This window comes from Ideonella sp. (assembly GCF_036277275.1).
In the GTDB taxonomy this organism is placed as follows: Bacteria; Pseudomonadota; Gammaproteobacteria; order Burkholderiales; family Burkholderiaceae_C; genus Ideonella.
Map to the genome: position 1 here is coordinate 21729 of NZ_DASUNH010000038.1, position 21537 is coordinate 43265.

At 65.4% G+C, this 21537-nt stretch carries 23 protein-coding genes; 14 read left to right on the top strand and 9 right to left on the bottom strand.

Features of this window, described 5'->3' with window-relative positions; all coding sequences use genetic code 11:
* Positions 1 to 2: 2 nt before the first annotated feature.
* The 7 genes from VFY73_RS08035 to VFY73_RS08065 all read left to right on the top strand — a co-directional run bounded on the left by VFY73_RS08035 (position 3) and on the right by VFY73_RS08065 (position 7642).
* A complete protein-coding gene (locus VFY73_RS08035; protein WP_329717450.1) occupies positions 3 to 2666 on the top strand; it encodes a molybdopterin-containing oxidoreductase family protein in 2664 nt (887 codons plus the stop codon).
* Complete coding sequence (locus VFY73_RS08040; RefSeq protein WP_329717452.1) at positions 2633 to 3139, top strand: cytochrome c; 507 nt, start codon at positions 2633 to 2635, stop codon at positions 3137 to 3139. Before VFY73_RS08035 ends, VFY73_RS08040 begins: the two co-directional genes overlap by 34 nt.
* A gap of 19 nt (positions 3140 to 3158) precedes the next feature.
* Positions 3159 to 4100, top strand: a complete 942-nt coding sequence (trxB, locus tag VFY73_RS08045; protein ID WP_329717454.1) for a thioredoxin-disulfide reductase — start codon at positions 3159 to 3161, stop codon at positions 4098 to 4100.
* Complete coding sequence (locus VFY73_RS08050) at positions 4097 to 5257, top strand: cysteine desulfurase family protein (RefSeq protein ID WP_329717456.1); 1161 nt, start codon at positions 4097 to 4099, stop codon at positions 5255 to 5257. The genes trxB and VFY73_RS08050 overlap by 4 nt, the downstream gene beginning before the upstream one ends.
* A 68-nt stretch (positions 5258 to 5325) precedes the next feature.
* Positions 5326 to 5955, top strand: coding sequence for a cytochrome b/b6 domain-containing protein (locus VFY73_RS08055; protein WP_329717491.1), 630 nt, complete (start codon positions 5326 to 5328; stop codon positions 5953 to 5955).
* Between the two features lie 81 nt (positions 5956 to 6036).
* Entirely contained in the window at positions 6037 to 6357 is a 321-nt protein-coding gene (locus VFY73_RS08060; protein ID WP_329717458.1) for a c-type cytochrome, read from the top strand.
* A 13-nt stretch (positions 6358 to 6370) separates the two neighbouring features.
* Positions 6371 to 7642, top strand: a complete 1272-nt coding sequence (locus tag VFY73_RS08065) for an NAD(P)/FAD-dependent oxidoreductase (protein WP_329717460.1) — start codon at positions 6371 to 6373, stop codon at positions 7640 to 7642.
* Positions 7643 to 7732: 90 nt separating this feature from the next.
* On the opposite strand, the gene VFY73_RS08070 is transcribed toward VFY73_RS08065, so the two are convergent.
* On the bottom strand, positions 7733 to 8809 hold the full coding sequence (locus VFY73_RS08070; protein ID WP_329717462.1) for a helix-turn-helix domain-containing protein: 1077 nt from the start codon (positions 8807 to 8809) through the stop codon (positions 7733 to 7735).
* 154 nt (positions 8810 to 8963) lie between these two features.
* On the opposite strand from VFY73_RS08070, the gene VFY73_RS08075 reads away from it, so the two are divergent.
* The 3 genes from VFY73_RS08075 (at position 8964) to VFY73_RS30420 (ending at position 10431) form a co-directional block, all read left to right on the top strand.
* Positions 8964 to 9791: a sterol desaturase family protein gene (locus VFY73_RS08075; protein ID WP_329717464.1), complete on the top strand. Its 828-nt coding sequence runs from the start codon at positions 8964 to 8966 to the stop codon at positions 9789 to 9791.
* Positions 9792 to 9962: 171 nt separating this feature from the next.
* Positions 9963 to 10202, top strand: coding sequence for a hypothetical protein (locus VFY73_RS08080; RefSeq protein ID WP_329717466.1), 240 nt, complete (start codon positions 9963 to 9965; stop codon positions 10200 to 10202).
* Positions 10111 to 10431 carry a hypothetical protein gene (locus tag VFY73_RS30420; protein ID WP_414654430.1) on the top strand — a complete coding sequence of 107 codons (321 nt, stop codon included), beginning with the start codon at positions 10111 to 10113 and terminating at the stop codon, positions 10429 to 10431. The genes VFY73_RS08080 and VFY73_RS30420 overlap by 92 nt, the downstream gene beginning before the upstream one ends.
* Here VFY73_RS30420 and VFY73_RS08085 read toward each other — a convergent pair.
* Both VFY73_RS08085 and VFY73_RS08090 read right to left on the bottom strand, forming a co-directional pair.
* Entirely contained in the window at positions 10333 to 12243 is a 1911-nt protein-coding gene (locus tag VFY73_RS08085; RefSeq protein WP_329717468.1) for a GGDEF domain-containing protein, read from the bottom strand. The two genes, VFY73_RS30420 and VFY73_RS08085, sit on opposite strands and share 99 nt — an antisense overlap.
* A 350-nt stretch (positions 12244 to 12593) precedes the next feature.
* Positions 12594 to 12932 (bottom strand): hypothetical protein, encoded by a 339-nt coding sequence (locus VFY73_RS08090; RefSeq protein WP_329717470.1) that lies wholly within the window; start codon positions 12930 to 12932, stop codon positions 12594 to 12596.
* 221 nt (positions 12933 to 13153) lie between these two features.
* Between VFY73_RS08090 and VFY73_RS08095 the strand changes: the two genes are divergently transcribed.
* From VFY73_RS08095 to VFY73_RS08105, 3 genes are read left to right on the top strand one after another with little or no spacing between them, the layout of a single operon-like run.
* Positions 13154 to 13777, top strand: a complete 624-nt coding sequence (locus VFY73_RS08095) for a TetR/AcrR family transcriptional regulator (protein ID WP_329717472.1) — start codon at positions 13154 to 13156, stop codon at positions 13775 to 13777.
* 4 nt (positions 13778 to 13781) lie between these two features.
* The gene (locus VFY73_RS08100; RefSeq protein ID WP_329717474.1) at positions 13782 to 14096 is read left to right on the top strand and encodes a hypothetical protein; all 315 of its coding nucleotides are present in this window, start codon (positions 13782 to 13784) and stop codon (positions 14094 to 14096) included.
* On the top strand, positions 14093 to 14713 hold the full coding sequence (locus tag VFY73_RS08105; protein ID WP_329717476.1) for a DNA-3-methyladenine glycosylase I: 621 nt from the start codon (positions 14093 to 14095) through the stop codon (positions 14711 to 14713). The genes VFY73_RS08100 and VFY73_RS08105 overlap by 4 nt, the downstream gene beginning before the upstream one ends.
* A gap of 58 nt (positions 14714 to 14771) precedes the next feature.
* Here the strand turns inward: VFY73_RS08105 and VFY73_RS08110 are convergent, their stop codons facing one another.
* A complete protein-coding gene (locus VFY73_RS08110) occupies positions 14772 to 14975 on the bottom strand; it encodes a hypothetical protein (RefSeq protein ID WP_329717478.1) in 204 nt (67 codons plus the stop codon).
* Positions 14976 to 15081: 106 nt separating this feature from the next.
* Entirely contained in the window at positions 15082 to 15672 is a 591-nt protein-coding gene (locus VFY73_RS08115; RefSeq protein ID WP_329717479.1) for an OmpA family protein, read from the bottom strand.
* Between the two features lie 334 nt (positions 15673 to 16006).
* On the opposite strand from VFY73_RS08115, the gene VFY73_RS08120 reads away from it, so the two are divergent.
* Positions 16007 to 17323 carry a right-handed parallel beta-helix repeat-containing protein gene (locus VFY73_RS08120; protein WP_329717481.1) on the top strand — a complete coding sequence of 439 codons (1317 nt, stop codon included), beginning with the start codon at positions 16007 to 16009 and terminating at the stop codon, positions 17321 to 17323.
* A gap of 54 nt (positions 17324 to 17377) precedes the next feature.
* On the opposite strand, the gene VFY73_RS08125 is transcribed toward VFY73_RS08120, so the two are convergent.
* The 4 genes from VFY73_RS08125 to VFY73_RS08140 all read right to left on the bottom strand — a co-directional run.
* Entirely contained in the window at positions 17378 to 18466 is a 1089-nt protein-coding gene (locus VFY73_RS08125) for a LacI family DNA-binding transcriptional regulator (protein WP_329717483.1), read from the bottom strand.
* Between the two features lie 31 nt (positions 18467 to 18497).
* Entirely contained in the window at positions 18498 to 19700 is a 1203-nt protein-coding gene (locus VFY73_RS08130; protein ID WP_329717485.1) for a glycoside hydrolase family 5 protein, read from the bottom strand.
* Positions 19701 to 19732: 32 nt separating this feature from the next.
* A complete protein-coding gene (locus VFY73_RS08135; protein ID WP_329717487.1) occupies positions 19733 to 20479 on the bottom strand; it encodes a polysaccharide deacetylase family protein in 747 nt (248 codons plus the stop codon).
* Positions 20476 to 21537: glycoside hydrolase family 2 TIM barrel-domain containing protein (locus VFY73_RS08140; RefSeq protein WP_329717489.1), on the bottom strand; the 1062-nt coding region annotated here is incomplete at its 5' end. The genes VFY73_RS08140 and VFY73_RS08135, both read right to left, overlap by 4 nt.

Consider the following 21537-nt stretch of genomic DNA (forward strand, 5'->3'; position numbering starts at 1 on the left):
CCATGCAACGCAGAGACTTCGTCAAGTCCGGCATGGGGGCGCTCGCCTCGCTGGCGGTCGGCGAGACCATCCTGTTGACACCGCAGCAGGCCTCGGCCGCGACCACGGCCATCGAGCCGCTGAGCTACAAGCTCAACGCCGGCGGCAATCCACGCAAGGCCCGCACCGACTATCGCAACGCCAAGAAGGTCAAGAGCGTCTGCCTGAACTGCTCCACGGTCTGCGGCATCGAAGGGTTCGTCGTCGACAACAAGGTCGTCAAGATCCGCGGCAACCCGTTGGACCCGAACGTGGCGAGCTTCATGACCTGCGCCAAGGGGCAGAGCGGCCCGACGATCAACAGCTACCCCGAGCGCCTGATCTACCCGCTCAAGCGCGTGGGTGCCCGAGGTGAAGGCCTGTGGAAGCGCATCACCTGGGACGAGGCCTACGCGGAGATGGCAGCCCGCATCCAGAGTTGCGTCGATGCGGGCCATCCGGAGTGGGTGGCGATCCACCAAGGGCGCTCTCGCTACGAGTCGGAGTTCAACCGCTTCCTCGATGCGATCGGCTCGCCGGTGTTGCTGAACCACCGGTCCATCTGTTCGTCGAACAAGCGTGCCGCCAACTACGTCAGCCTGGGCGACAGCGATTGGGAGTCGATCGACGCTGAACGTTGCCGCTACTTCCTGAACTTCGGCTCGAACTTCTACGAGGCCCACCAAGGCGGCCTGCACTTCGTGCGCCGCGTTGTAAAGGCGCGGTTCGACCATGGTGCCAAGCTCGTCACCTTCGATGTGCGGATGTCCAACACGGCCGGACGCAGCGACGAGTGGTTCCAGCCGTTCCCTGGAACCGAGGGCGCGATCGCCTTGGCGATGGGGCATGTGATCCTGCGGGACAACCTGCACGATCGTCGCTTCATGGCTGAGTTCGTTCAGCCGGGTGAGGGCAAGCTCAGGGACTGGTTGGCGAACTGCACGCCGCAGTGGGCCGAAAAGATCAGCGGCGTGCCGGCTCAGGACATCGAACGACTTGCCATCGAGTTCGCCAAGGCGGCGCCGTCTGTTGCGGCGTTCACCAATCGCGGCACGGGTGCGCACTACAACGGCTTCAACGCCGAACGGGCGGTCGTGATGCTCAACGCCCTTGTCGGATCAATTGGACGGGTGGGCGGGTACTGCTACGGCCTCGAGGAGAAGCTGTCGACGCAGCGCTACCCGCATCCCCAGCCGGTGCCTCCAAAGCCCAAGATCCGCACGGATCTGGAGGACCCGCCCGAATGGCCGCTGGCCAACCGGTGGCAAAAGATGAAGGTCGGCCAGATCGTCTACGACTACCTGGAGCAAGGCCGGGCCAGGTTGGAGGTCTACCTCAGCTACACGCTGGCCTCGCCGATGACCTGGCCGGAAGGGCGGTCGAAGACGGTTGACGTCCTCAAGAACGAGAAGTTGATCCCGTTCCATGCCTGCTCCGACATCATCTACTCGGAGATGGCGCACTACGCGGACCTGATCCTCCCCGACGCGACGTACCTGGAGCGCTGGGGCATGGACATCCGCAACAACCTGGAGTTGCGCCACTATGTGACGCTGCGACAGCCCATGGTGACGCCGCCAGGCGAAGCAACGAGCTTTCCTGATGTGCTGATCAACATCGGCAAACGGCTCAAGCCCGAACAGGCGAAGTACTTTACCTATGGCACCCACGAAGACTTCGTACGGCACCAGTGCTCCAAGCTGCCAACCAAGGGCGCCGACGGCCAGGAGTTCGAATCGGGCTTCGATTACCTGAAGCACTACGGGGTCCATGTCGACACATCGAAGCCCAAGGACTACGAGGTCTATCGGCGCAAGCTCAAGCCGGAGCAGCTCGAAGGCAGCCGCGTTGAAGAGAACACCGGCCGTGTGCTGAAGACCGACGACAAGGGCAAAGAGCGCGCGATCGGCGTGATGGTGGCCGGCGAGGCCGTGCGAGGCTTCGCCACGCCGTCGAGGAAGTTCGAGATCTACGCGCCCGAGGTGGAACAGGCGGCCGCGAAGATGGGCATGCGCGACGACGGCCTGCCTTCGTTCTCGCCGGTACCGTGGCACGAAGGGCTCGGGCGCGATCGCTACATCCTGACCACCTTCAAGTGGAACGTGCACACGCAGGGTCGCACGGCGTCGCAGAAGTACCTGTCCGAGATCGTCCACGACAACCCGATGTGGATCCATCCGGACACAGCGAAGGACGTCGGCGTCAAAACCGGCGACTGGGTGGAGCTGACGACCTACCGACCCAAGTCCGGCACGCTCGGCGACAAGGCCTTCCGCGCATCGACGGCCGACCATGTCGTCGGCTCCGCGAGGGTCAGGGTGTTCGTCACCGACGGCATCCACCCGCGAGTGTTCGCGGTATCGAATTCCCTGGGATGGGAGTTCGGCGGAAGGGCGAGCGAAGGCCGGCGCGCACAGCGCGACGAGGCGCTGTCGAAATCCGGCAAGGAGCAACTTGCCCAAGGCATGGGCCTGGCGCCGCGCTTTGACGACCTGGAGCAAAGCCTCTGGTGGGACGAGCGACGTGGCGGCCGAGGCAACGGCGTGAACATCAACGGGATCTTGCCGATCAACCCTGCGCCACTGATCGGCATGCAGGCCTGGTACGACACCGTTTGCAGCATCAAGAAAGTAGGAGCGACAGCGTGATGAAGAGGTCCGTCTATTCCTTGGCCGTCGCGTGCGGGGCACTGACTGCTGTCATTGCCGCGGTGAGTTCGCCGGCATGGGCCGCCGGTGAACTGGTCCCCGAAAAGGCCATCCGCGCGCGCCAGTCGGCGTACTACTTGATGGGGCAGCAGATGGCTCGCATCAATGCGACCGTCAAGGGCGACCTGCCGTTTGACAAGTCGGCGATGGAGACCAGCGCCGAGGTGCTCGACGCCGTGAGTCGCATCGCCACGCAGTACTACCCCGAAGGCTCGGATCAGGGCAGCACCAAGGCCAAACCGAATGTCTGGAAGGAGCGACCTCGCTTCCAGGAACTCGCCCAGGCATCGCAGGCGGACACCGCGAAGCTCAGGGCTGCCGTGCATGCCGGAGACATGAAAGCCATCAAGGCCGCCTTCGGGGCCACCGGCCAGTCGTGCAAGGCCTGCCACGACTCCTTCAAGGCCCAGTGATCGACAAAGCAGCTCGAACATGCCACACGCACGCGTACTGATCCTTGGCTCCGGCCCGGCCGGCTACACCGCCGCCGTCTATGCGTCGCGCGCCAACCTGACGCCGATGCTGATCACCGGCATGGCCAAAGGCGGCCAGTTGATGACCACGACCGAGGTCGACAACTGGCCCGCAGACGTCCACGGGGTGCAAGGGCCCGACCTGATGCTTCGCTTCGAGGCCCATGCCAAGCGATTCGGCACGGAACCGGTCTTCGACCACATCAACAGCGTCGACCTGTCTGCCAGGCCATTCAAGCTGCGCGGTGATTCGGGTGAGTACAGCTGCGACGCGCTCATCGTTGCAACGGGTGCATCGGCCAAGTACCTGGGCATCCCCTCCGAAGAGGCCTTCAAGGGCCGCGGCGTCAGCGCCTGTGCGACCTGCGATGGCTTCTTCTACCGCCAGCAGGTCGTGGCCGTGATCGGCGGCGGCAACACGGCTGTGGAAGAAGCGCTGTACCTGTCGAACATCGCCAGCAAGGTGCATCTGGTGCACCGTCGGGACAAATTCCGCGCGGAGCCCATCCTGGTGGACAAGCTCATGGAGCGCGTGGCTGCTGGCGTGATCGAGCTGCACTTGTTCCAGACGCTGGACGAGGTACTCGGCGAGGAGTGTGGCGTGACCGGCGTGAGGCTGAAGAGTGTCCGCGATGCGAGCACCAAGGAACTGTCGGTCAGCGGGTGCTTCATCGCGATCGGGCACCAACCCAACACTGAGCTCTTCAAAGGCCAGCTCGAGATGCGAAACGGCTACATCCTGACCCGGGCCGGCCTGGATGGCCTGGCAACGATGACCAGCGTCGCCGGCGTATTCGCCGCCGGTGACGTGCAGGACCACGTGTACCGGCAGGCGATCACGAGCGCAGGTACCGGGTGCATGGCGGCGCTAGACGCTCAGCGGTTCCTGGAGCAGCTGTGATCTACCTGGACTACAACGCAACCACGCCGGTGCATCCGCAGGTGCGCGAAGCAATCAACGAGCACCTGGAACGGGAGTTCGGCAACCCGTCGTCGTCTCATGCAAAGGGGCGATGGGCCAAAGCGGTGATTGATGACGCGCGTGCCCACGTGGCAGCCTCCGTGGGCGCTCATTCGCCGTCGGAGATCGTCTTCACCGCCAGCGCGACCGAAGCAGACAACCTGGCGATACTGGGCGCTTGCACAGCGGCCTCTGCGCAACGGCGTCACCTGATCGTCAGTGCCGTGGAACACCCTGCAGTGATGGAGCCTGCGCTGCAACTGCAGCGCCAAGGCTGGAGGCTTTCGATCGCCCCGGTCGATCGTGACGGTCGCTTGATATTGGACGCGTTGGCCGGGCTGTTGGCGGCTGGTGACACGGCGCTGGTCAGCGTCATGCACGCCAACAACGAACTGGGCACCATACAGCCTGTCGTGGAGGTGGGTCAGCTCGCCAAGCAACATGGGGCATTGTTCCATGTCGACGCTGCCCAATCGATGGGCAAGATACCGGTCGATGCGAAGGTGATGGCAGCCGATCTGCTGACCATTGCGGGCCACAAGATGTATGCGCCCAAGGGCATCGGCGCGCTGTACATCCGACAAGGCACGCCGATGCACCCGTTGATGTACGGCGCATCGCAAGAAGGCGGCCTGCGCCCTGGTACCGAGAACGTGCCGTATATCGCCGGGCTGGCCGCCGCCGCCCGCCTGATGGCCAACGCATTGCCTGCGCGCCAGCGCATGCCGCGCCTGCGCGATCAACTGCAGGACCGTCTGGTGGCAGCCATTCCGGGGCTGACGGTCAACGGATCTCAGTGGCACCGGCTGCCCAACACGCTGCACGTGTCCCTGCCGGTTGGTTCAGCCCGCGCGGTCATCGCACTGCTGGCAGATGACATTGCGCTGTCCGCGGGGGCGGCATGTCACTCTGACGGCGCCCGAGATCCGTCAGGGGTGATGCGTGCCATAGGCGCGACCATGCAACAGGCGAACGGCGCCATTCGGCTCAGCCTTGGCTATGACACCACCCTCCAGGAGTTGGACCTGGCTGTGCCCCTGATCGTTGCGGCCTATGCGAAGCACGCCGAAGACGTTGTTCGAAGGGGGCATGCGTGAACGACACGACTTTCCGCTTCGAAGCGCCCAGCCCGCATGCGACAACCGATTCACAGCTCGGCACCAAGGTGTGGGACCTACCGACCCGGGTGTTTCATTGGACGTTGGCGTCATGCGTAGTCGGGGCCATCGTGACGGCGCAGATCGGTGGCCATTGGATCGACTGGCACCTGCGGCTCGGTGTCGCCACCTTGGCGCTGCTCGCGTTTCGGCTGGTCTGGGGGCTCGTCGGGCCGCGATATGCCCGCTTCAGCGCCCTCTTGTTGAAGCCGAGCACGGTTGTCGCTGATTTCCGTGGCCGGAGCGCCACGCGACACGTCGGTCACAGCCCGTCCGGCTCGTTGGCCGTTGTCTGCATGCTGGGCGTGCTCGCAATCCAGGCAACGGCCGGCCTCTTCAGCTCGGATTCGATCAGCACGGAGGGCCCGTTGGCCCACTTGGTCGGGGAGGCCTCGATCGAGTGGGCAACCTGGTTGCACCTGAAGCTTCAGTGGGTGATCTACGTCGTGATCGGCTTGCACCTCCTCGCGATCGTGGCCTATCTGGTGATCAAAAAAGAGAACCTCGTCACGCCGATGCTTGGCGGGTTCAAAGCCGACCTGCGTGCGCCGCATGCGGCCGACTCGTGGGCCACGCGCCTGGCTGGTCTGCTGCTGCTCACCGCATTTGGCGCTGCCGCGTTCTGGTGGCTGCGCTGAAGCGCGAGTTGCTGCTCGTTCAGCGCCAACGGCCATGCACCGCCGCGTGGCCTTCGCCATGTCCAACAACGAGGAGACCGCATGGGAAATACCGATCTCAAGGCTGCTCTCGCAGTCACCCTGGCATTGACCAGCGGCGTCGCTGCCGCGCAGGACGCCAGGGCGTTGCAGGTGCGCGCCTTGGCCGCGACCTGTGCCAATTGCCACGGAAGCGAGGGTCGGCCACCCCAAGGTTCTGCACTTCCCCCGCTGGCCGGAATTCCAGCTGAACGCTTCATCGAAAGGATGCAGTCCTTCAAGTCCGGGGCGCCGGGGCCGACGGTCATGCATCAAATTGCGAAGGGCTTCAACGACGCCCAGATCCAACAGATGGCCGCGTACTTTGCTGCACGGCAGCTGTGAGAGGAGTCGAGCGATGAATCGACGTGATCTGATTCAATTCGGTGGTGCGGCGGCATTGCTGGGCCTGACGGGATGTGCCGGCCTCGGATCGGGCGCTGGCAAAGCGAAGGTGCTCGTTGTCGGCGGTGGCTTTGGCGGCGCCGCGGCGGCGCGCTACGTTCGCATGCTCTCGCAGCAGCGCGTTGACGTGACACTGGTCGAACCTCAACCGACGTTCATCAGTTGCCCGATGAGCAACCTGGTCCTGGGCGGAAGCAAGACGATCGCGCAGATCACGCTGCCCTATGACACCCTTGCCGAGTCACGAGGTGTCCGACTCGTTCGCGATCGAGTGACCGCGATCGACATGCAAAAGAAGGTTGCCACCTTGTCGTCAGGCACGACCATCGCCTACGACAAGCTGGTGCTGAGCCCAGGCATCGACATGATGCTGGACAGCGTGCCGGGCCTGCAGGCTGCGCACGACGCCGGAGCCACGCTGCACGCGTGGAAGGCGGGCACGGAGACTGTTCAGCTGCGCAAGCAGCTCGAAGCAATGCCCGACGGAGGCGTGTTCGCGATCACCGTGCCGGAGATGCCGTACCGCTGTCCCCCTGGACCCTACGAGCGCGCGAGCCTGGTGGCCGAATACTTCAAGAGTGCCAAGCCACGCTCGAAGGTCCTCATCCTCGACGCCAACAAGGACGTCGTGGTCAAGGGGGCGCTGTTCAAGAAGGTCTGGACGGAAGATTACGCCGGCTTGGTCGAGCATCGGCCGCTTCACAAGCTGGTCGGCGTAGAAGGGCGTGTCTTGAAGTTTGAAGGTCGAGAGGACGTGCGGGTCGACGTTTCGAACGTGATTCCAGCCATGCGCGCCGGCCGGATCGCGCTGCAGACCGGTCTGGCACCGGCGGGCGGGCGCTGGTGTCCCGTCCAGTATCTGAACTTCGAGTCGACCATCGCCAGGGACGTCCACCTGATCGGTGACGCCGTGGTGTCACCGCCGGGCATGCCCAAGAGCGGTCATCTCGCCAACAACCAGGCCAAGGTGGTGGCTGCCGCCATCGTCGCGGAACTGAACGGTTGGGATCTGAACCGGGCCCCGGTGCTGATGAACGCGTGCTACAGCGTCGTGAGCACCAAGTCGGCCATCCACCTGGCCAACATCTACGAATACGCGAGCGCCGACAAGACATTCAAGCCGGTGTTGCCGTTGCCCGGTGGCCTGTCTGCCGCACCCAGCGAACTCGAGGGCCACTATGCGTGGGACTGGGCACGCGCGACGTGGGCGGACACGCTGGCTTGATGTTGCCTTCAGATCTGCCGCCAATCCTGCAGGGCAGGCGTCACGACGAACCATGGTTGTGCGTGTCGCCAAGCGGCTGTGTGCGTGCGCTCAGACCAAGGCGTCGCCCGGATCCGACCTCTTGCGGTACTCGGAGGGCGTCAACCCGTGACGCTCGCGAAATGCCCGGTTGAATGGACCGATGGAGCCAAAACCGGCCTCCAGGGCGAGTGTCAGGATCGGGCGACGGACGAGTGCCGGATCGATCAGGTTCTGCTCAACCTCGGCCAACCGATAGGCGTTGACGAACGCCGGAAAGTTGCGGTGACCCAGGCGGTTGTGAATCAGGTCGCGCAGGCGGTATTCGGGCAACCCGAGCTGGTCGGCGACAGCGGACAGCGTCAGCTCCGGATCGCGATAGATCAACTTCACGGTCATCAAGTGCTCGAGATCTTGCAGGCGAGCCTCGTCGCCGGCATCGTCCGGCTGGCGCTCAGCGGCGCGAGCCGAGGTGGCCACCGACGGGCCCGCCTTCTGTGAAGGAGGACTCTGCTCAGGATCGGCGCCGAACAGGGTCTGGATTGCATTGCCGTCGCTTCGCAGCAAGTAGATTGCCGTGGCACCAAGCGCAGCCATGATCACCGCCACGTTGACCGTCTCCAGCCACGACGGCGCCCGTTGGCCTTGCAAGACAAGCTCGGCGGCGAGGACAGCCAGTCCGTGCCCGCCGGTGTAGGCGACGAGCCACAGACGCACCCGCCGCCGATCGGAGACCAGATCCTGGGGCCACGCGACGGCCAGCCGCCACAGCGCGGTGAGCATGACCGCTGCCGCGATTGCCTTTTGCGCAGCTTGCCACTCCGGCCTGGCACTGCCGAGTCCCGCAATGAGCAGGAGCGCAGCCACCACCGGAGCCGGCCAGGGCAGGGCGGTCCGGTCGTCGAACGCGACGCGCACCAGCCACCAGAACGCCAACGGAAACAGCAGCGCCCCCATGGCCAGCGGCACCAGCACCCAAGATGGTGCGGCGACGGCCTCGGGGGCGGAGCGCAACAAGTAGGCCACCAGGCACACCAACAGCGGCGCCAGCGCGCGCCGCGCTCTGCCGGAGCCCGAGCCGACGGCAAGCAGGAGCACGGCGAAGCCCAGCGCTGTGCCTCTCAGGAGAAGTGCAATGGATTCAGCCATGTGCGCAGCTTCGCCGCCCTGGCATCGACGGTCTTGCCGAATCTTGCAGAACAGCGCCGATTTCAGCAATCGGCCAGGGTCCGCAGGAATCGAGACGACATTTCGCCGCAGGTCGGCCAGCGTTGCGATTCGTCATCTCGAACGGAGCATTCGCATGAACAACGATCCCTGGCTCGCCGCGCTGCAGGCCTGGCCTGCGATCTGGCTGATCGATCTGCTGCGGTACGTCATTCCCGCTGCGACGGTGACGGCCGCGCTGGCCTACCTGCCTTCGGCCTGGAAGCGCGTTCGCTGCGTTCGCGAGCGACAGTCCGTCGCCGGCCAGTGGCGACGGGAGATTCTCAACTCGATGGTGACGGTACTGATCTTCTCCGCCCACGGGGCGGTGATCTACGCCGGCGTTCGCTGCGGGTGGGCCCGCATCTACGACGAGCCGGAAGCGCTGGGGACAGCGTACCTGTTGGCCAGCGGCTTGATTCTTCTGCTCGCCCACGACGCCTGGTTCTACTGGACGCATCGCCTGCTGCACAGCCAGGCGCTGTTCCGACGAGCGCACCGGACGCATCACCAATCCGTTGCCCCGACGCCCTGGGCGGCATACAGCTTCGCTCCGGCCGAGGCCGCCATCCAAGCCGTCTTCCTGCCGCTCACCCTGCTGGTCCTGCCGTTGCATCCGGCGGTCATTTTCACCTTCCTTGCCTACATGATCGTACGCAACGTGCTGGGGCACGCCGGCGTCGAACTCTTGCCTCGTTCGTGGCTGGCCGGTTGGTGGGGGCGCTGGTTCACGACCACGCTGCACCATGACCTGCACCATGCACACGGGCGGCTCAACTATGGGCTGTACTTCACCTTCTGGGATCGTCTCTGCGGGACCGAACATCCGGACTATCGAAGGCGATTGCTGGAACTTGCACACCGCACCGTTCGCCGGGCAACGTTGACTCACCCTGATACTGCACGGGAACCCCGCGTGCGGTGATCGTGGGCGCCGCCGCGCGATGCGGGGGCCAGCACGGCCAAGGTAAAAGCGCCGCGTTCCCTCGGTCAACAGGCGGCCAAGTTCCGTCGCAACAGCGCGCGGACCGTCTTCGAACCAGCGCGTCTCGACATACTACCGCAGGGTTATGGTGGGACTCGGTGCAGCACTCAGGTGCACGCCATCACCTATGAGGTGATCGACCTGGGCACGCTGGACGGTGGGCGCACCAGCGGCGCGTTCGACCTCGACCGCGACCGCGACGGTACCGCGGCAGGCTGGTCGCGCGTCGACGGCTACCAGCGCGCGAGCCTATTTCGTGATGGCGCCATTGTCGACGTGGGGCCGCTCGGGGGGGAACTCCAGCTTCGCGGTGGCCATCAATGGACGCGGACATGTCGTCGGGTGGGCTGAGACCGCCGACTTCAGGATCCGAGCATTCTTGTACCGGGGTGGGGAGCTCAAGGATCTCGGCACGCTCGGTGGCTTGTACGGCGAAGCGACCTCGATGAACAACTTCGGGCAGATCGTTGCTGAGACCGATTCAGCCCTGAACCAGCTCGTTCGGGTGGATGGCGGTGAGCGCTGCCGGTTCGTCTGGCACGCCTTGACGGGGCGCAGCGGCAGGCAACGCTCGATCTGAGTGCGGCCCGGTGCCCGGTGCAAGCAAACAGCGGTCACGTCCCGCATCCTTGGCGGCGTACAGGGCCGCATCCGCACGTTTGAGCAGTGCCTCGAGCGATTCGTCCGGCCCGGCGGCGGCAACGCCCATGCTGAAGCTGAGCTCCCTGCCAAGCTCGATGTTCGGCACCCGGATCGCATGAACCGCTTTCTGCAACCGCGCGAACACCGCGGCGACGGTGTTTGCATCGCACTGGGGCAAGATGAGCAGGAACTCTTCCCCGCCGAATCGTCCCAACGTGTCGCTCCCTCGCACCAATGGCGCACAAGCCTGCGCGAAGGCCCGCAATACCCAGTCGCCGACGTCGTGGCCATGCTGGTCGTTGACCCGTTTGAAATGGTCGATGTCCAGCAGCGCCAGGTGGAATGCGCCGCTCACTTCACGCCTACCGCGAAGTTGCCGCCCCGCCGTGTCAAGCATGCTGCGTCGATTGGGAAGCTTCGTCAGCTCGTCGGACAACGCAAGTGTCGCGAAGCGGCGCTTTTGACGCACCTGCAGGTGCAGGATCGTTGCCAGCCCGAGCAGCAGCAGCACGGCGCTGGCCAGCGCGAGGAGGAGCACCTGCCTGCGGGCCTCGGATTCGAGCTGCTTCGCTCGCAATACTTCGTTGTCCTTCTCTTTGCGCTCGGCGTCGAAGCGTGCACGCAGTTCGGCCGCGAGCGCGTCGTTGGCTGCGACGGCGGCGGCCTTGTCGGCGACGCGCACGCGGAGCATGGCCTCGTATGCCTCACCCATGTTCTGCAGGCGCGCCTGGATCCTTGCGGCGGCCTCGAAGTACAGCAGCTCCCGACGTGCGTTCTTCAAGGCAGGGAGCAACTTTTCGGCCGAGGCAAGCATCTTCAGACTCGCCTGCTGATTGCCAAGCCGGGCCAGAGCGTCCGCGCGGTCCAGCCTCACGTTGAACTGCATGCCCAAGTTGTTCGATTCGTCGAAGAATGGCTCGGCGACGTCGAGCCGCGCCAGCGCACGCTGCGGCCGATCGTCATGCAGATCCAGGCCGGCCAGGCGCCATGACAACATCGCTTCGGCCAGCCTGTGGCGCATTTTTTGCGCCAGCTCCAAGGCGCTGGCGTATTCCACTCGTGCACCCGGCACATCACCAGAATTCTTGAGCGCCATGGCCAGGTTGTGCTTCACCATCACTGCGAAGCTGGCGTAGGTGTCCTGCTCGATCGTGTGCAGAGCGCGGCGGTACAGCTCGATGCTCCGCTTGTAGTCCTCAGCGGCGGAACGGGGTGAAAAGCTGGCGGCGGCCATGCCGTTGAGCGCAGCCGCAGCGCCAAATTGGTCTCCGATCTCTTCGGCCAGCGGCAGCGCCTTGACGAACAATGCCAGCGCTTCGGAAGTCCTTCCGCTGCCGAAGTACTGCATGCCCAGGTAGTACCGGGCACGCACCACTTGACGCTGCAGGCCCGCTTGCGCCGCCAATTCCTCAGCCTGCTTGACAGCGGCTTCCGCCTCCGGTGCCCGGTTCGCGTCGAAGAGGTGTTCTCCTTTGGCGATCTGCAACTCGCACTCCGCCTCCGTGTCCCTCAGCCTGCGCGCGAGCGTCAATCCCGTCTCGATGAGTTCGCCGTCCGTTTCGCTGAGTATGACCTGTGCCATCACCTGCATTCGCAGCAGGCGCAACTGGACCGGAAGATCCTGCGCGGCCGGCGACGCACTCGGTCTCGACTTGGCTTCGGAAAGCACACGGTGGGGATCCGACTGGACTTGACGCTCGATATCCTCGGTGACGTCGGCACGGCTGGACAGCCCGAACAGCAACAACATCAGCCCCACGACCACTGCACATCGGCGTCGTGACGCGTGGACCATGCAATAGAGCAAGGCGCAAACAGGCGATGGGGCAGTCGTGGTCATGACGGGAATGGGGATGATCGCCGATTGGCCACCCGGTGGTGCCATCGACAGTCCACGCCCGTTCTGAATCATCGGCCAGCCCTGTGCCGTCGGGAATGAGACAACCGTCACGGATGGCCCGGAGGAACGCGAAGCATCGTGAGATTGCAGCCAGCAAAAGGGGCGTGCCGGGCGCGTCTGCGCGAGGGCGAACAAACCAGCAGGGATGGTCGGCGAGCGCCCTGCGCCATACCGACGGCGCGGGAGACCTGGCGAAGGCGTCAGCGGCTGCCGCGGCGTGAACAGGCGAGGGCTTCGTCGGCCAGCGTGGCCCAGGCGGATCCGCGCTCGCCCGGGATGGTGACCCACTCTCTCATGGGCTTGCCGCTGCCCGTGCTGTAGGCCGCCCCTTCACCCGCCGCGATGAGTTCAGCCACCCGCACCGCCGGCAACTTGAGGACGAGCGAGCGCCTGTCGGGACTCATTGCAAAGATCTTGCCTTTGCACCGCAGCGTCGCGGAGCCGAACCCATTGGCCTTGGCGGTGGGCAACTCGACATCGGGCTCTGCCACGTAACGCGCTACGAGTGCGGCGAACTTCTCGAGGTCGGACTTCGGCATGCTGGCTTCCCGCAGGTTGCGCTTGGTGTGCGAGACGCATTTTCCATGCGCCGGCGCCCGTCAGGCCCGGCGTCTGGCAGGGCTTGACGGCCTAGGTCAATTGTCCTAAAGTTTATTGGGTCACTTGTCCTGGTCGCCCCGGACTCCGAGACCTTCTGCATCGGCGCCGAACGCGGCTACACCGACCATCCAGCCCACACGGCGACCGAGAGCCTTCGATCATGAGCACGACCGCATCGGAACCCGCTGGGACGAGGCGCCGTATCGCCGAGGCGGCGGACGCACTGTTCTACCAACGCGGCTTCGAGAAGACATCCTTCGCGGACATCGCAGAGCAAGTCAACCTCTCGCGCGGAAATTTCTACTACCACTTCAAGACGAAAGACGAGATCCTTGCAGCGGTCATAGCGCTGCGCGCAGCCAAAACACAGGCGATGCTGGATGGCTGGACCGAGGGCGCGCGAACACCGGTCGATCGGCTTTGCCGCTTCGCAGAGATGATGGTCCGCAATCGCAAGGACATCCTGCGCTACGGCTGCCCGGTCGGGACGCTGTGCGCCGAATTGGCCAAGCTCGAGCATCCGGCCCAAGGCGATGCAAGCATGATCTTCGGACAGTTCCGCAGCTGGCTTCGCGAGCAGTTCGAAGCCTTGGGGCATGCAGAAGATGCCGATGGGCTCGCCATGCATCTGCTGTCGCGCAGCCAGGGCATCGCGGCCTTGGCCAGCGCCTTCCACGATGAAGGATTCATCCGGCACGAGGTCACGCTGATTGAGGCGTGGCTTCAATCCATGCAGCGCAAAGCGCGACCGACCAAGGCTCGTCAGGCCAAAACCCAAGGGTAGGACCATGCATATCATTTTTCTGAAGTTCGGGCCGCATCGTCCACAAGCCGGTCAACGGATGGATGCGCACGCTCAGTGGATCCAGCAGGGCATCGACGATGGGGTCTTTCTGATGGCAGGATCGCTCGACAACGCGCAGGGCGGAGCCGTGCTTGCAATGAACATGGACAGCGCGCAGGTCAAGCACAGAGTCGAGCTGGATCCGTTCGTCGTCCACGGGATCGTCACGCCCGAGATCTACGCCGTCTCCCCCTCGCGCATGGCGCAGGGCATGGCCGCTGTTCTCAGTGGTACCCACTCGCCGCTGCTCGCCCAATGAGCACGCCGTCGAGCGCGACCATCGCTGGAACCGATGGCCGGCCACGCTGCCGTTGGTGCGGCGCCGCGCCCGAGTTCGAAACCTACCACGACACGGAGTGGGGTTTCCCGGTTGCCGACGATACGCGGCTGTTCGAGAAGCTCTGCCTGGAGGGTTTCCAGTCCGGGCTCAGTTGGCGAACCATCCTGGCCAAGCGTGAAAACTTCCGCCGCGCCTTCGATGGCTTCGACTTCCACAGCGTCGCGCGGTATCGAGAAAAGCACGTCGCCCGCTTGCTGCAAGACGAAGGCATCGTGCGACACCGCGGCAAGATTGAAGCCGTGATCAACAACGCTGCCTGCGCGGTCGCGCTACAGCAGGAGCATGGCTCGTTGGCAGCCTACTTCTGGCAGTTCGAAGTCGACCGAGCCCGCGCAGCATTGCCACAAACGGTTTCGGTGTCGCCCGAGTCGATCGCTCTGTCCAAAGATTTGAAGAAGCGCGGCTGGAAGTTCGTGGGGCCAACCACCGTCTACGCGTTCATGCAAGCCATGGGCCTGGTGAATGATCACGTTCCCAGCTGCGTGGTCGCGAGCAAGGTCGACCAGGCCCGGGAGAAGTTCCTGACCCCGACATGACGAACAATCTGCTCGGCGCCCGGGCCAGGCTGGTTCATGAAGTCATGGAGGGCAGGGTTCAGGCCTTGCGGATCCAGGCCGGCGCAATCGACGTGCCCTGGCCAGCCCCGTAGCCGAGATAGATGTTCAAACCCGCCAGCGGTTCGAGGTAGCGGGCGTTCTTCAGGCCGCCGGCATCGACCACGTCGATGCCCATGCTGCCGGCCAGCGAAGGGGCGGTCTGCTTGGCGCGCGAGAGCAACCCCAGCAACTGGCTCGTCAAGCAGTGCGCCCGCCGCAATGCGAACGTGGCGGCTGTCGCGCTGGCCAACAAAACGGCCAGGAGCGTCTGGGCGATGCTGGTGCACGACCGAGAACGCCAGCCTGACTCAGCGCATCACGATCAGCTGAACCCGCCGGTTCATGCTGCGGCCTTCGCGGGTGCTGTTGTCGGCCAGGGGCGCAGATTCGCCGTAGCTGATCGTTGCCATGCGCGCCAGCGGCAGGCCGGCGCGGGCCAGGTGCAGGCGTACGGTTTCGGCCCGCTTGAGGCCCAGTTGCTCGTTGATCGTGTCGCTGCCGGTAGCGTCGGTGTGGCCTTGGATTTCGACGAACACCGGCTGGTTGTCGGCCTTGAGCTTGGCGACGAGTTGATCGAGTTCTTGGCCGGCCTGCTCGGTGAGTTGGGCGCGGCCCGAGCTGAACTTGATCTTGTCATCGGTCAGCAGGGTGCTCATCAGCAGGCCAGGCGGCGCGGGCAGATTGTTTGCGGCCTGGGCTCGCGCCGCAGCCTCCTGCTGCAGGGCCTGGATGCGCGCCTCGGTTCCCTGCAGCCGGCCATCCAGGGCCTTGAGACTGTCGTCATGCGCCTGCACGCGGGTCTGCACCGGAGCGATGGTCTCTGTGACGAATTCCTTGGTGGCACAAGCGCTCAGCAACATGACGCTGCTGGTGACGATCAGGATCGAAAGTCTCGACATCGGTGGACTCGTGGAGGAAGAAAGAGGTGTGACTTTAGGCAGTCCTCCGGGAAAAACGTACCGAGCTGTGAGCAATCCTCTCGCCGTTAACCGGGCTGAACAAAGCCTTACCGTTCTGCGCTACGGGTACAGCTCGGCTGGAGCTCGACGCGCGCCGGAACTTCACGGCGGTGAAGATCTGATTCCGGCAGCAGATCTCGCAAAGCAGCCGGCGCTGGCGATCTGCGCCGGACGGCTCGCGAGCACGAAGCCAATGAGAGCAGTCATGAGTGCGCCAGTTGGTCACCTCCTTGTCACCTCACCGACAAGCCCGAGGCGACGGTGACCCCACAGAATGGCCGTCGCCGATCGATGGCGGTTTGCCTGCGAAGTCTGTGGCGCGTCCCTGCTGGGGTTTGAAACGCGCGACGAATTCGCGTCGAGCGATCCACTCACACCGCAATCAAAGAGGAGACCAGAATTGATGAAACATCTTGCTCACGCATTGACACTGGCACTGACAGGCTTTTGGGGGATGGGAACCGTGGCCGCGGCTGAGACCCCGGCTTCGCCTGTTGCACACATCGACGACGGGATTGAGCAGGCCGCCGAAGCCGTCACCGCAGCCTTGGAAACGAGTCTCTATCACCTGTATGTCTCGCCACAAGGCTCTGACGCCAACCCTGGCACTGAAGCGTCCCCTTTCCGGACGATTCAGCGTGCGGCGAACGTCGCCAAGGCATCGACCACGATTCACGTGGCGGAAGGGGCCTATCCCGGCAACATCGACTCCTCGGCATCGGGCACGGCCAGCGGGCGGGTCATCTTCCTGTCTGACAAGGCCCACCCCGCCAAGGTCGTCGGCACGGGCACCGAAACGATGTGGAAGAACAATGGGAGCTTCGTCGACATCATCGGCTTCGACGTCTCCGGCCCTGGTCGGCTGGGCATCTACAACGCAGGCTCCAATACGCGGATCATCAACAACCACGTTCACGATCTGGCTGTCTCGGGTGGTTGCACCGGCAACGGTGGCGCCGGCATCTTGAACGGCAACTACAGCGCATCGGACAACGACGTCATCGGGAACTATGTCCACGACATCGGCAAGCCCGGCACCTGCAATGGCGTGCAAGGTATCTACCATTCCAACCTGCGTGGCCACATCTACAACAACGTCGTGTACCGCGTCTCCGCCTATGGCATCCATCTATGGCATGCGGCGAACAACGTGACGATCGCGAACAACGACACCTTTGCGAACGGCTCGGCGACCATGGGCGGCGGGATTCTCATTGGCGCCGGCGACAGCCCGGGGGGCATCGTGCTCGACTACACCAAGGTCCACAACAACATCGTGTACGACAACCCCGGCGTCGGCATCATCGAGTACTGCTATGACGGCGAAGACTGCATCGGTGCGCACAACACCGTGGCCAACAACCTGGTCTACGGCAACGGTCGCGGCATCATCATGAAGGTTGGCAGCGCCACCGACACTGTCGTCGCGAATCCGAGGTTCAGGGACTATTCGCAGATCGACCTTCGTCTTCGCAAGAAGTCACCTGCCATCGACAAGGGGACTGCCGACGGCGCGCCGGCGGATGACATGCGCCATGTCGCGCGGCCACGTGGCAACGGGATCGACATCGGCGCCTACGAAAGCCATTGAGGCGCGCGCCTGTCTAGGCTGATTCGCAGGACCTCGCTTCCGAGCTGCAGATCATCAGGCGATGGCGATCGCGTCGGCCCTTGGCGCCGCCAGCGTGGCGCCCAACACCAGCTCGGTGGCGAGAACGATGTTCGCTGCGTCGCGCGGCGCGATGTCTTGTCCTCGGGCCTCGATGCGGGCCACCAGCACCTGGACGGCCTGACGGCCCAGCTCACGCAGAGGCTGCCGAACGGTGGCCAGTCGGGCGACGCGTGCCAGCACGGTGTCGTCGAAGCCGACCACCGATACGTCGGCCGGTACGCGCAGTCCTCGTGCCAGCAGGGTGTCGATGCACCCCAGCGCCACGGCGTCGCTGGCGGCGAACACGGCCTGCGGCAAGGGCTGTCCAGGGTGCTGGCGCAGCCAGTCCTCCAGCGCCTGCCGGCCGTCGGCGGCGCTGAAACCGGCACGCAGGATGTGAGCGGGCAGGGGATCCAGCCCGGCCGCCGTGTGGGCCCGGCAATAGCCGGAGACACGGCGGTCGGCACCCAGGGCGCCTAACGGCCCGCCGACGTGCAGGATTCGCCGGTGGCCCATGCCGATCATGTGGCTGACCATCGCGAAAGCGCCGGCCTCTTCGTCCGACTCCAGGTTGACGACGCCGGCGATGCCCTGGTTGGCGTGCACCGCCACCACCGGTGTGTGCTCGGGCAGCCAGTCGGCGGCGTCGGCCTGCAGCAAGGGGGCCAGGAGCACCAGGCCATCGACGCGGCCGTCGCAGAAGGCCGGGACGCGCTCGCGGGCCTCGTCCCAGGAGTGGAGGGTGAACACCGTCGTGGTCTGGCCGGCTTCAGCGGCCCCGTGGATGATGCCGTTGAACACCTCCAGGAAGTACTGGTTGGGCTCATCCCCGCTCAGGGTGGCCACCACGCCGATGGTCTTGATTCGACGATCGATCAGGCCCCGCGCGGCTGCGTTCGGCCGGTAGCGCAGGCGTTCTGCCGCCTCGAGCACCCGGGCTCGCGTTTCGTCTGAGATGCGGGTGGAGGTCTTGGCACCATTCAGCACGGCCGAGGCGGCCATCGCGGACACGCCCGCTTCCCGGCCGACGTCCACCAGGGTGGCAGCGCGGTGGGCCTTGCGGGGTCTGGGAGTGGGAGGCATCGGTGGTGAGGTGGGGCGTGAACGTAACGGTCTACTGTCTGCCACTGGCCATCAGGGCCGCGAGCGCCTGCGGGTCGCGCACCGTGTTCGTCCAGCGGTCCAGCAGCCCGCCAGTGTCCCAGAAGAAGAGATTGAGCCCGAGGGCTCGGCACTTCGACGCAACGTACTGGAAGTAGTGAGCGCGGCTGGCCAGATGCAGGCGCAGCGCGTCACCTGTCAGCTCATGGCGTTGCACGGCACCGAACTCGCCGATGACCACCGGGATGCCCTTGTCGACGAACCGCGACTTCATCAGCCCGAGGTGCTGATCGACCGCGTCCTCTTCGCCCCAGGTGGCGTTGCGCGCGGTGTCGGTGGGCGAATGAAAGGTCTTGCCCCAGTAGAAGAACCGCCTGCCCCACGACTCGTCCTTGTCCAGGCCGGTGAAGTTCCAGGGCGTGTAGTAGTGGACCTCGGCCATCAGCCTGCCGGCCACCGTGTCCTTGGGCCAGTCGGTCATGAGCCGGCCGGTGAGTTCGATGTCGGTCGATGGCCCTTGCACGACGAGCACGCGGTGGGCGTTGCGGCCGCCGGTGGCCCGCACGGCGTCGATGAAGGCCTGGTGGTAGCTCATCAGCACCGCCATCTGCTCGGCGTTTTTCACGTTGGGCTCGTTGGCGCCGGCGAACATCAGCCGGCCATCGATCTCGCGCAGCGCGGTCGCGATCTGCTGCCAGAAGGCCTTCTGCTTGGCGATGTTGGCGGCCTGCTTGTCCGGGGTGACATGGTTCTCCAGCCAGCCACCGTCCCAATGGATGTTGACCAGCACGTACAGGCCGGCCTCGAGGCAGTACTGCACGACCTCCTTGACGCGCGCCATCCAGGCGGCATCGATCTTCGCGGTGGCTGGGTCGGCGTACTGATCCCACGACACCGGCAGCCGGACGGCGTCGAAGCCGGATGCCTTGACGAACTGGATGAACGAGCGGGTGATTCGCGGGTTGCCCCACGCCGTCTCCGACCGGCCGGGTGTCGCCTCCAGCGTGTTGCCGATGTTGAGGCCCAGGCCCATCTTGCGCGAGATCTGCAGGGCCGTTTCGCCCATCCCCGCCTCGTCAGGCGGCAGGGGTTGGGTGTTGTAGTCCGGATACCGGCCGACCCCATCCGGGGCGGCGCGACCGCCGTTGCCGCAGCCCAGCAGCGGGCTGAGCGACAGCAGCATGATGGAGCGGCGGCGGACTGGCTTGATGGTCATCGGCTTGTCTCCCATTGCCATGCGGGCCGGCTTCAGGGCACGGCCCAGTGAAGGTGGACCACCTGCCAGCCATCCTGCTGCAGGCGGCGCAGCATCAGCGGCAGGGCGGCGGCGGTTGATTCAAAGGTGTCGTGCAGCAGCACGATGCCGCCGCCGCGCTCGCGCAGCCGCGTGATCAGGCGTTCGGCCAGCAGCTCGGGCGATTGCCCAGGCAGCCAGTCCTCGATGCCGACGTCCACCGACATCACGGTGATGCGCTGCTCGCGCAGTACATCGGCCAGTGCGGGCGATTCGGCCAGGTAGGGAAAGCGCCAGGCCGCGGGCGGGCTGCCCAGCACGTCTTGGAAAGTCTGCTGCAGGGCCTGCAGGTCGGCCCGCTGCGCTTCGGGTGGCAGCTGCGTGAAGTCGTGGTGGCGGTCGCCGTGCATCGCCACGGTGTGGCCCTCGGCCAGCACCTGACGGGCCAGCGCCGCGTGCTCGCGCATCGGCTCGCCGTTCATGAAGAAGGTAGCCTGCACGCACTGGTCCTTCAGCGCCTGCAGCACGCGCGGCGTGGTCTCGGGTCGCGGGCCGTCGTCGAAGGTCAGCGCCACTTCGCGCGGCCCGAGCGGCAGTGGGCCGTGCTGTTGGCGGCCGTACGCGGCGCCGGCGCGCGGCAGTTCGAGGATGCGCTGCGTGCCCAAGGCCGAGGCATCGCAGCTGGATGAGACCGCTGCCGGCGCCGCGGTCGCGCACAGCGCCAAGGCCAGTGTCACGCTCGCGGCGGGCGACGCTCTCATGGCGTGGCCTCCCAAACCGCTTGCTCGACCAGGCCGTGATCGGACTGCAGTTGCAGCACATGGCGGCCCGGCGACAGCACCACGCCGGGCCAGGTGGCGATGCGGTCCACCACGTCGGCGCGGCCCACGAGTCGGCCGTCCACCGTGAGCGTCACGCTGCGGGCATTGCTGTAGGCCTTCACCGTGACCGGGCCCGACGGGCGCGGGCTGTGGCGGCGGCTGGCCAGGTGCAGCACCGGCTCACGCTGCCACCAGGCGCGCAGCAGGTGGTAGGCGTCCTTGCGGTAGCGCCGGTCGTAGGTGACCAGTCCCTTGTCGTTGATGCCGGGGTGGTCGCCCTCGTTGCGGCCCGCCGAGGCGTGGTCGAAGCCCAGCCACACGAAGTGGCCCCACAGGTAGGGCCGCGCGGCGAGCTGGCGCGCATAGGCCTCGTGGAACAGGGCCTGGTACTGCTCGGGGTGCCAGCGGCCGCCCGGCTCGGGGCGAAGCGGCGGATCCTGCTGTTGCAGCACGCTGGCGCCGGCACCGTATTCGCCCAGGCCGATCGGCTTGGCCGGCAGCTTCGCATGCAGTCGGTCGGCCCAGGGGCCGATGTCGTCGAGGCCGCCGTCGTACCACCCCCAGTAGCGGTTGTACGACGCCAGGTCGGCCTGCAGCGCCATCGGGTGGTCATCGGGCGCGCAGCAGTGCGCATAACTCGTCAGGCGCGAGGCATCTTCCTGCTTGGCCAGCCGGTGCAGATCGCGCAGCAGCGCGACGATGGGTTCGTCGGACCGATAGACCTCGTTGCCGATGCCCCAGACCGCGACCGAGGCGTGGTGGCGCGTCTGGCGGGCCAGCTCGCGAAGCTGCTGGCCGAGGTTGTCGCGGAAAGCGGCCGTCTCCTGCATCGCGCTGTTCAACGGAATCTCGGTCCACAGCACCAGGCCCAGCTGGTCGGCGCGTTCATAGACCTGGGGCGGATGCTGGTAGTGCACGAGGCGCAGGCCGGTGACGCCCAGCTCGGTGAGGATGCGCAGGTCTTCGTCGATCTCCGCCGCGCCGACGGCCACGCCGCG

Bases quoted from the DNA above. Each gene is read 5' to 3' on its own strand.
- VFY73_RS08035 (WP_329717450.1), top strand. From the start codon at position 3: ATGCAACGCAGAGACTTCGTCAAGTCCGGCATGGGGGCGCTCGCCTCG.
- trxB (WP_329717454.1), top strand. From the start codon at position 3,159: ATGCCACACGCACGCGTACTGATCCTTGGCTCCGGCCCGGCCGGCTAC.
- VFY73_RS08060 (WP_329717458.1), top strand. From the start codon at position 6,037: ATGGGAAATACCGATCTCAAGGCTGCTCTCGCAGTCACCCTGGCATTG.
- VFY73_RS08065 (WP_329717460.1), top strand. From the start codon at position 6,371: ATGAATCGACGTGATCTGATTCAATTCGGTGGTGCGGCGGCATTGCTG.
- VFY73_RS08070 (WP_329717462.1), bottom strand. From the start codon at position 8,809: ATGGCTGAATCCATTGCACTTCTCCTGAGAGGCACAGCGCTGGGCTTC.
- VFY73_RS08075 (WP_329717464.1), top strand. From the start codon at position 8,964: ATGAACAACGATCCCTGGCTCGCCGCGCTGCAGGCCTGGCCTGCGATC.
- VFY73_RS30420 (WP_414654430.1), top strand. From the start codon at position 10,111: ATGGCGCCATTGTCGACGTGGGGCCGCTCGGGGGGGAACTCCAGCTTC.
- VFY73_RS08085 (WP_329717468.1), bottom strand. From the start codon at position 12,243: ATGTTGTTGCTGTTCGGGCTGTCCAGCCGTGCCGACGTCACCGAGGAT.
- VFY73_RS08090 (WP_329717470.1), bottom strand. From the start codon at position 12,932: ATGCCGAAGTCCGACCTCGAGAAGTTCGCCGCACTCGTAGCGCGTTAC.
- VFY73_RS08095 (WP_329717472.1), top strand. From the start codon at position 13,154: ATGAGCACGACCGCATCGGAACCCGCTGGGACGAGGCGCCGTATCGCC.
- VFY73_RS08100 (WP_329717474.1), top strand. From the start codon at position 13,782: ATGCATATCATTTTTCTGAAGTTCGGGCCGCATCGTCCACAAGCCGGT.
- VFY73_RS08105 (WP_329717476.1), top strand. From the start codon at position 14,093: ATGAGCACGCCGTCGAGCGCGACCATCGCTGGAACCGATGGCCGGCCA.
- VFY73_RS08115 (WP_329717479.1), bottom strand. From the start codon at position 15,672: ATGTCGAGACTTTCGATCCTGATCGTCACCAGCAGCGTCATGTTGCTG.
- VFY73_RS08120 (WP_329717481.1), top strand. From the start codon at position 16,007: ATGGCCGTCGCCGATCGATGGCGGTTTGCCTGCGAAGTCTGTGGCGCG.
- VFY73_RS08125 (WP_329717483.1), bottom strand. From the start codon at position 18,466: ATGCCTCCCACTCCCAGACCCCGCAAGGCCCACCGCGCTGCCACCCTG.
- VFY73_RS08130 (WP_329717485.1), bottom strand. From the start codon at position 19,700: ATGACCATCAAGCCAGTCCGCCGCCGCTCCATCATGCTGCTGTCGCTC.
- VFY73_RS08135 (WP_329717487.1), bottom strand. From the start codon at position 20,479: ATGAGAGCGTCGCCCGCCGCGAGCGTGACACTGGCCTTGGCGCTGTGC.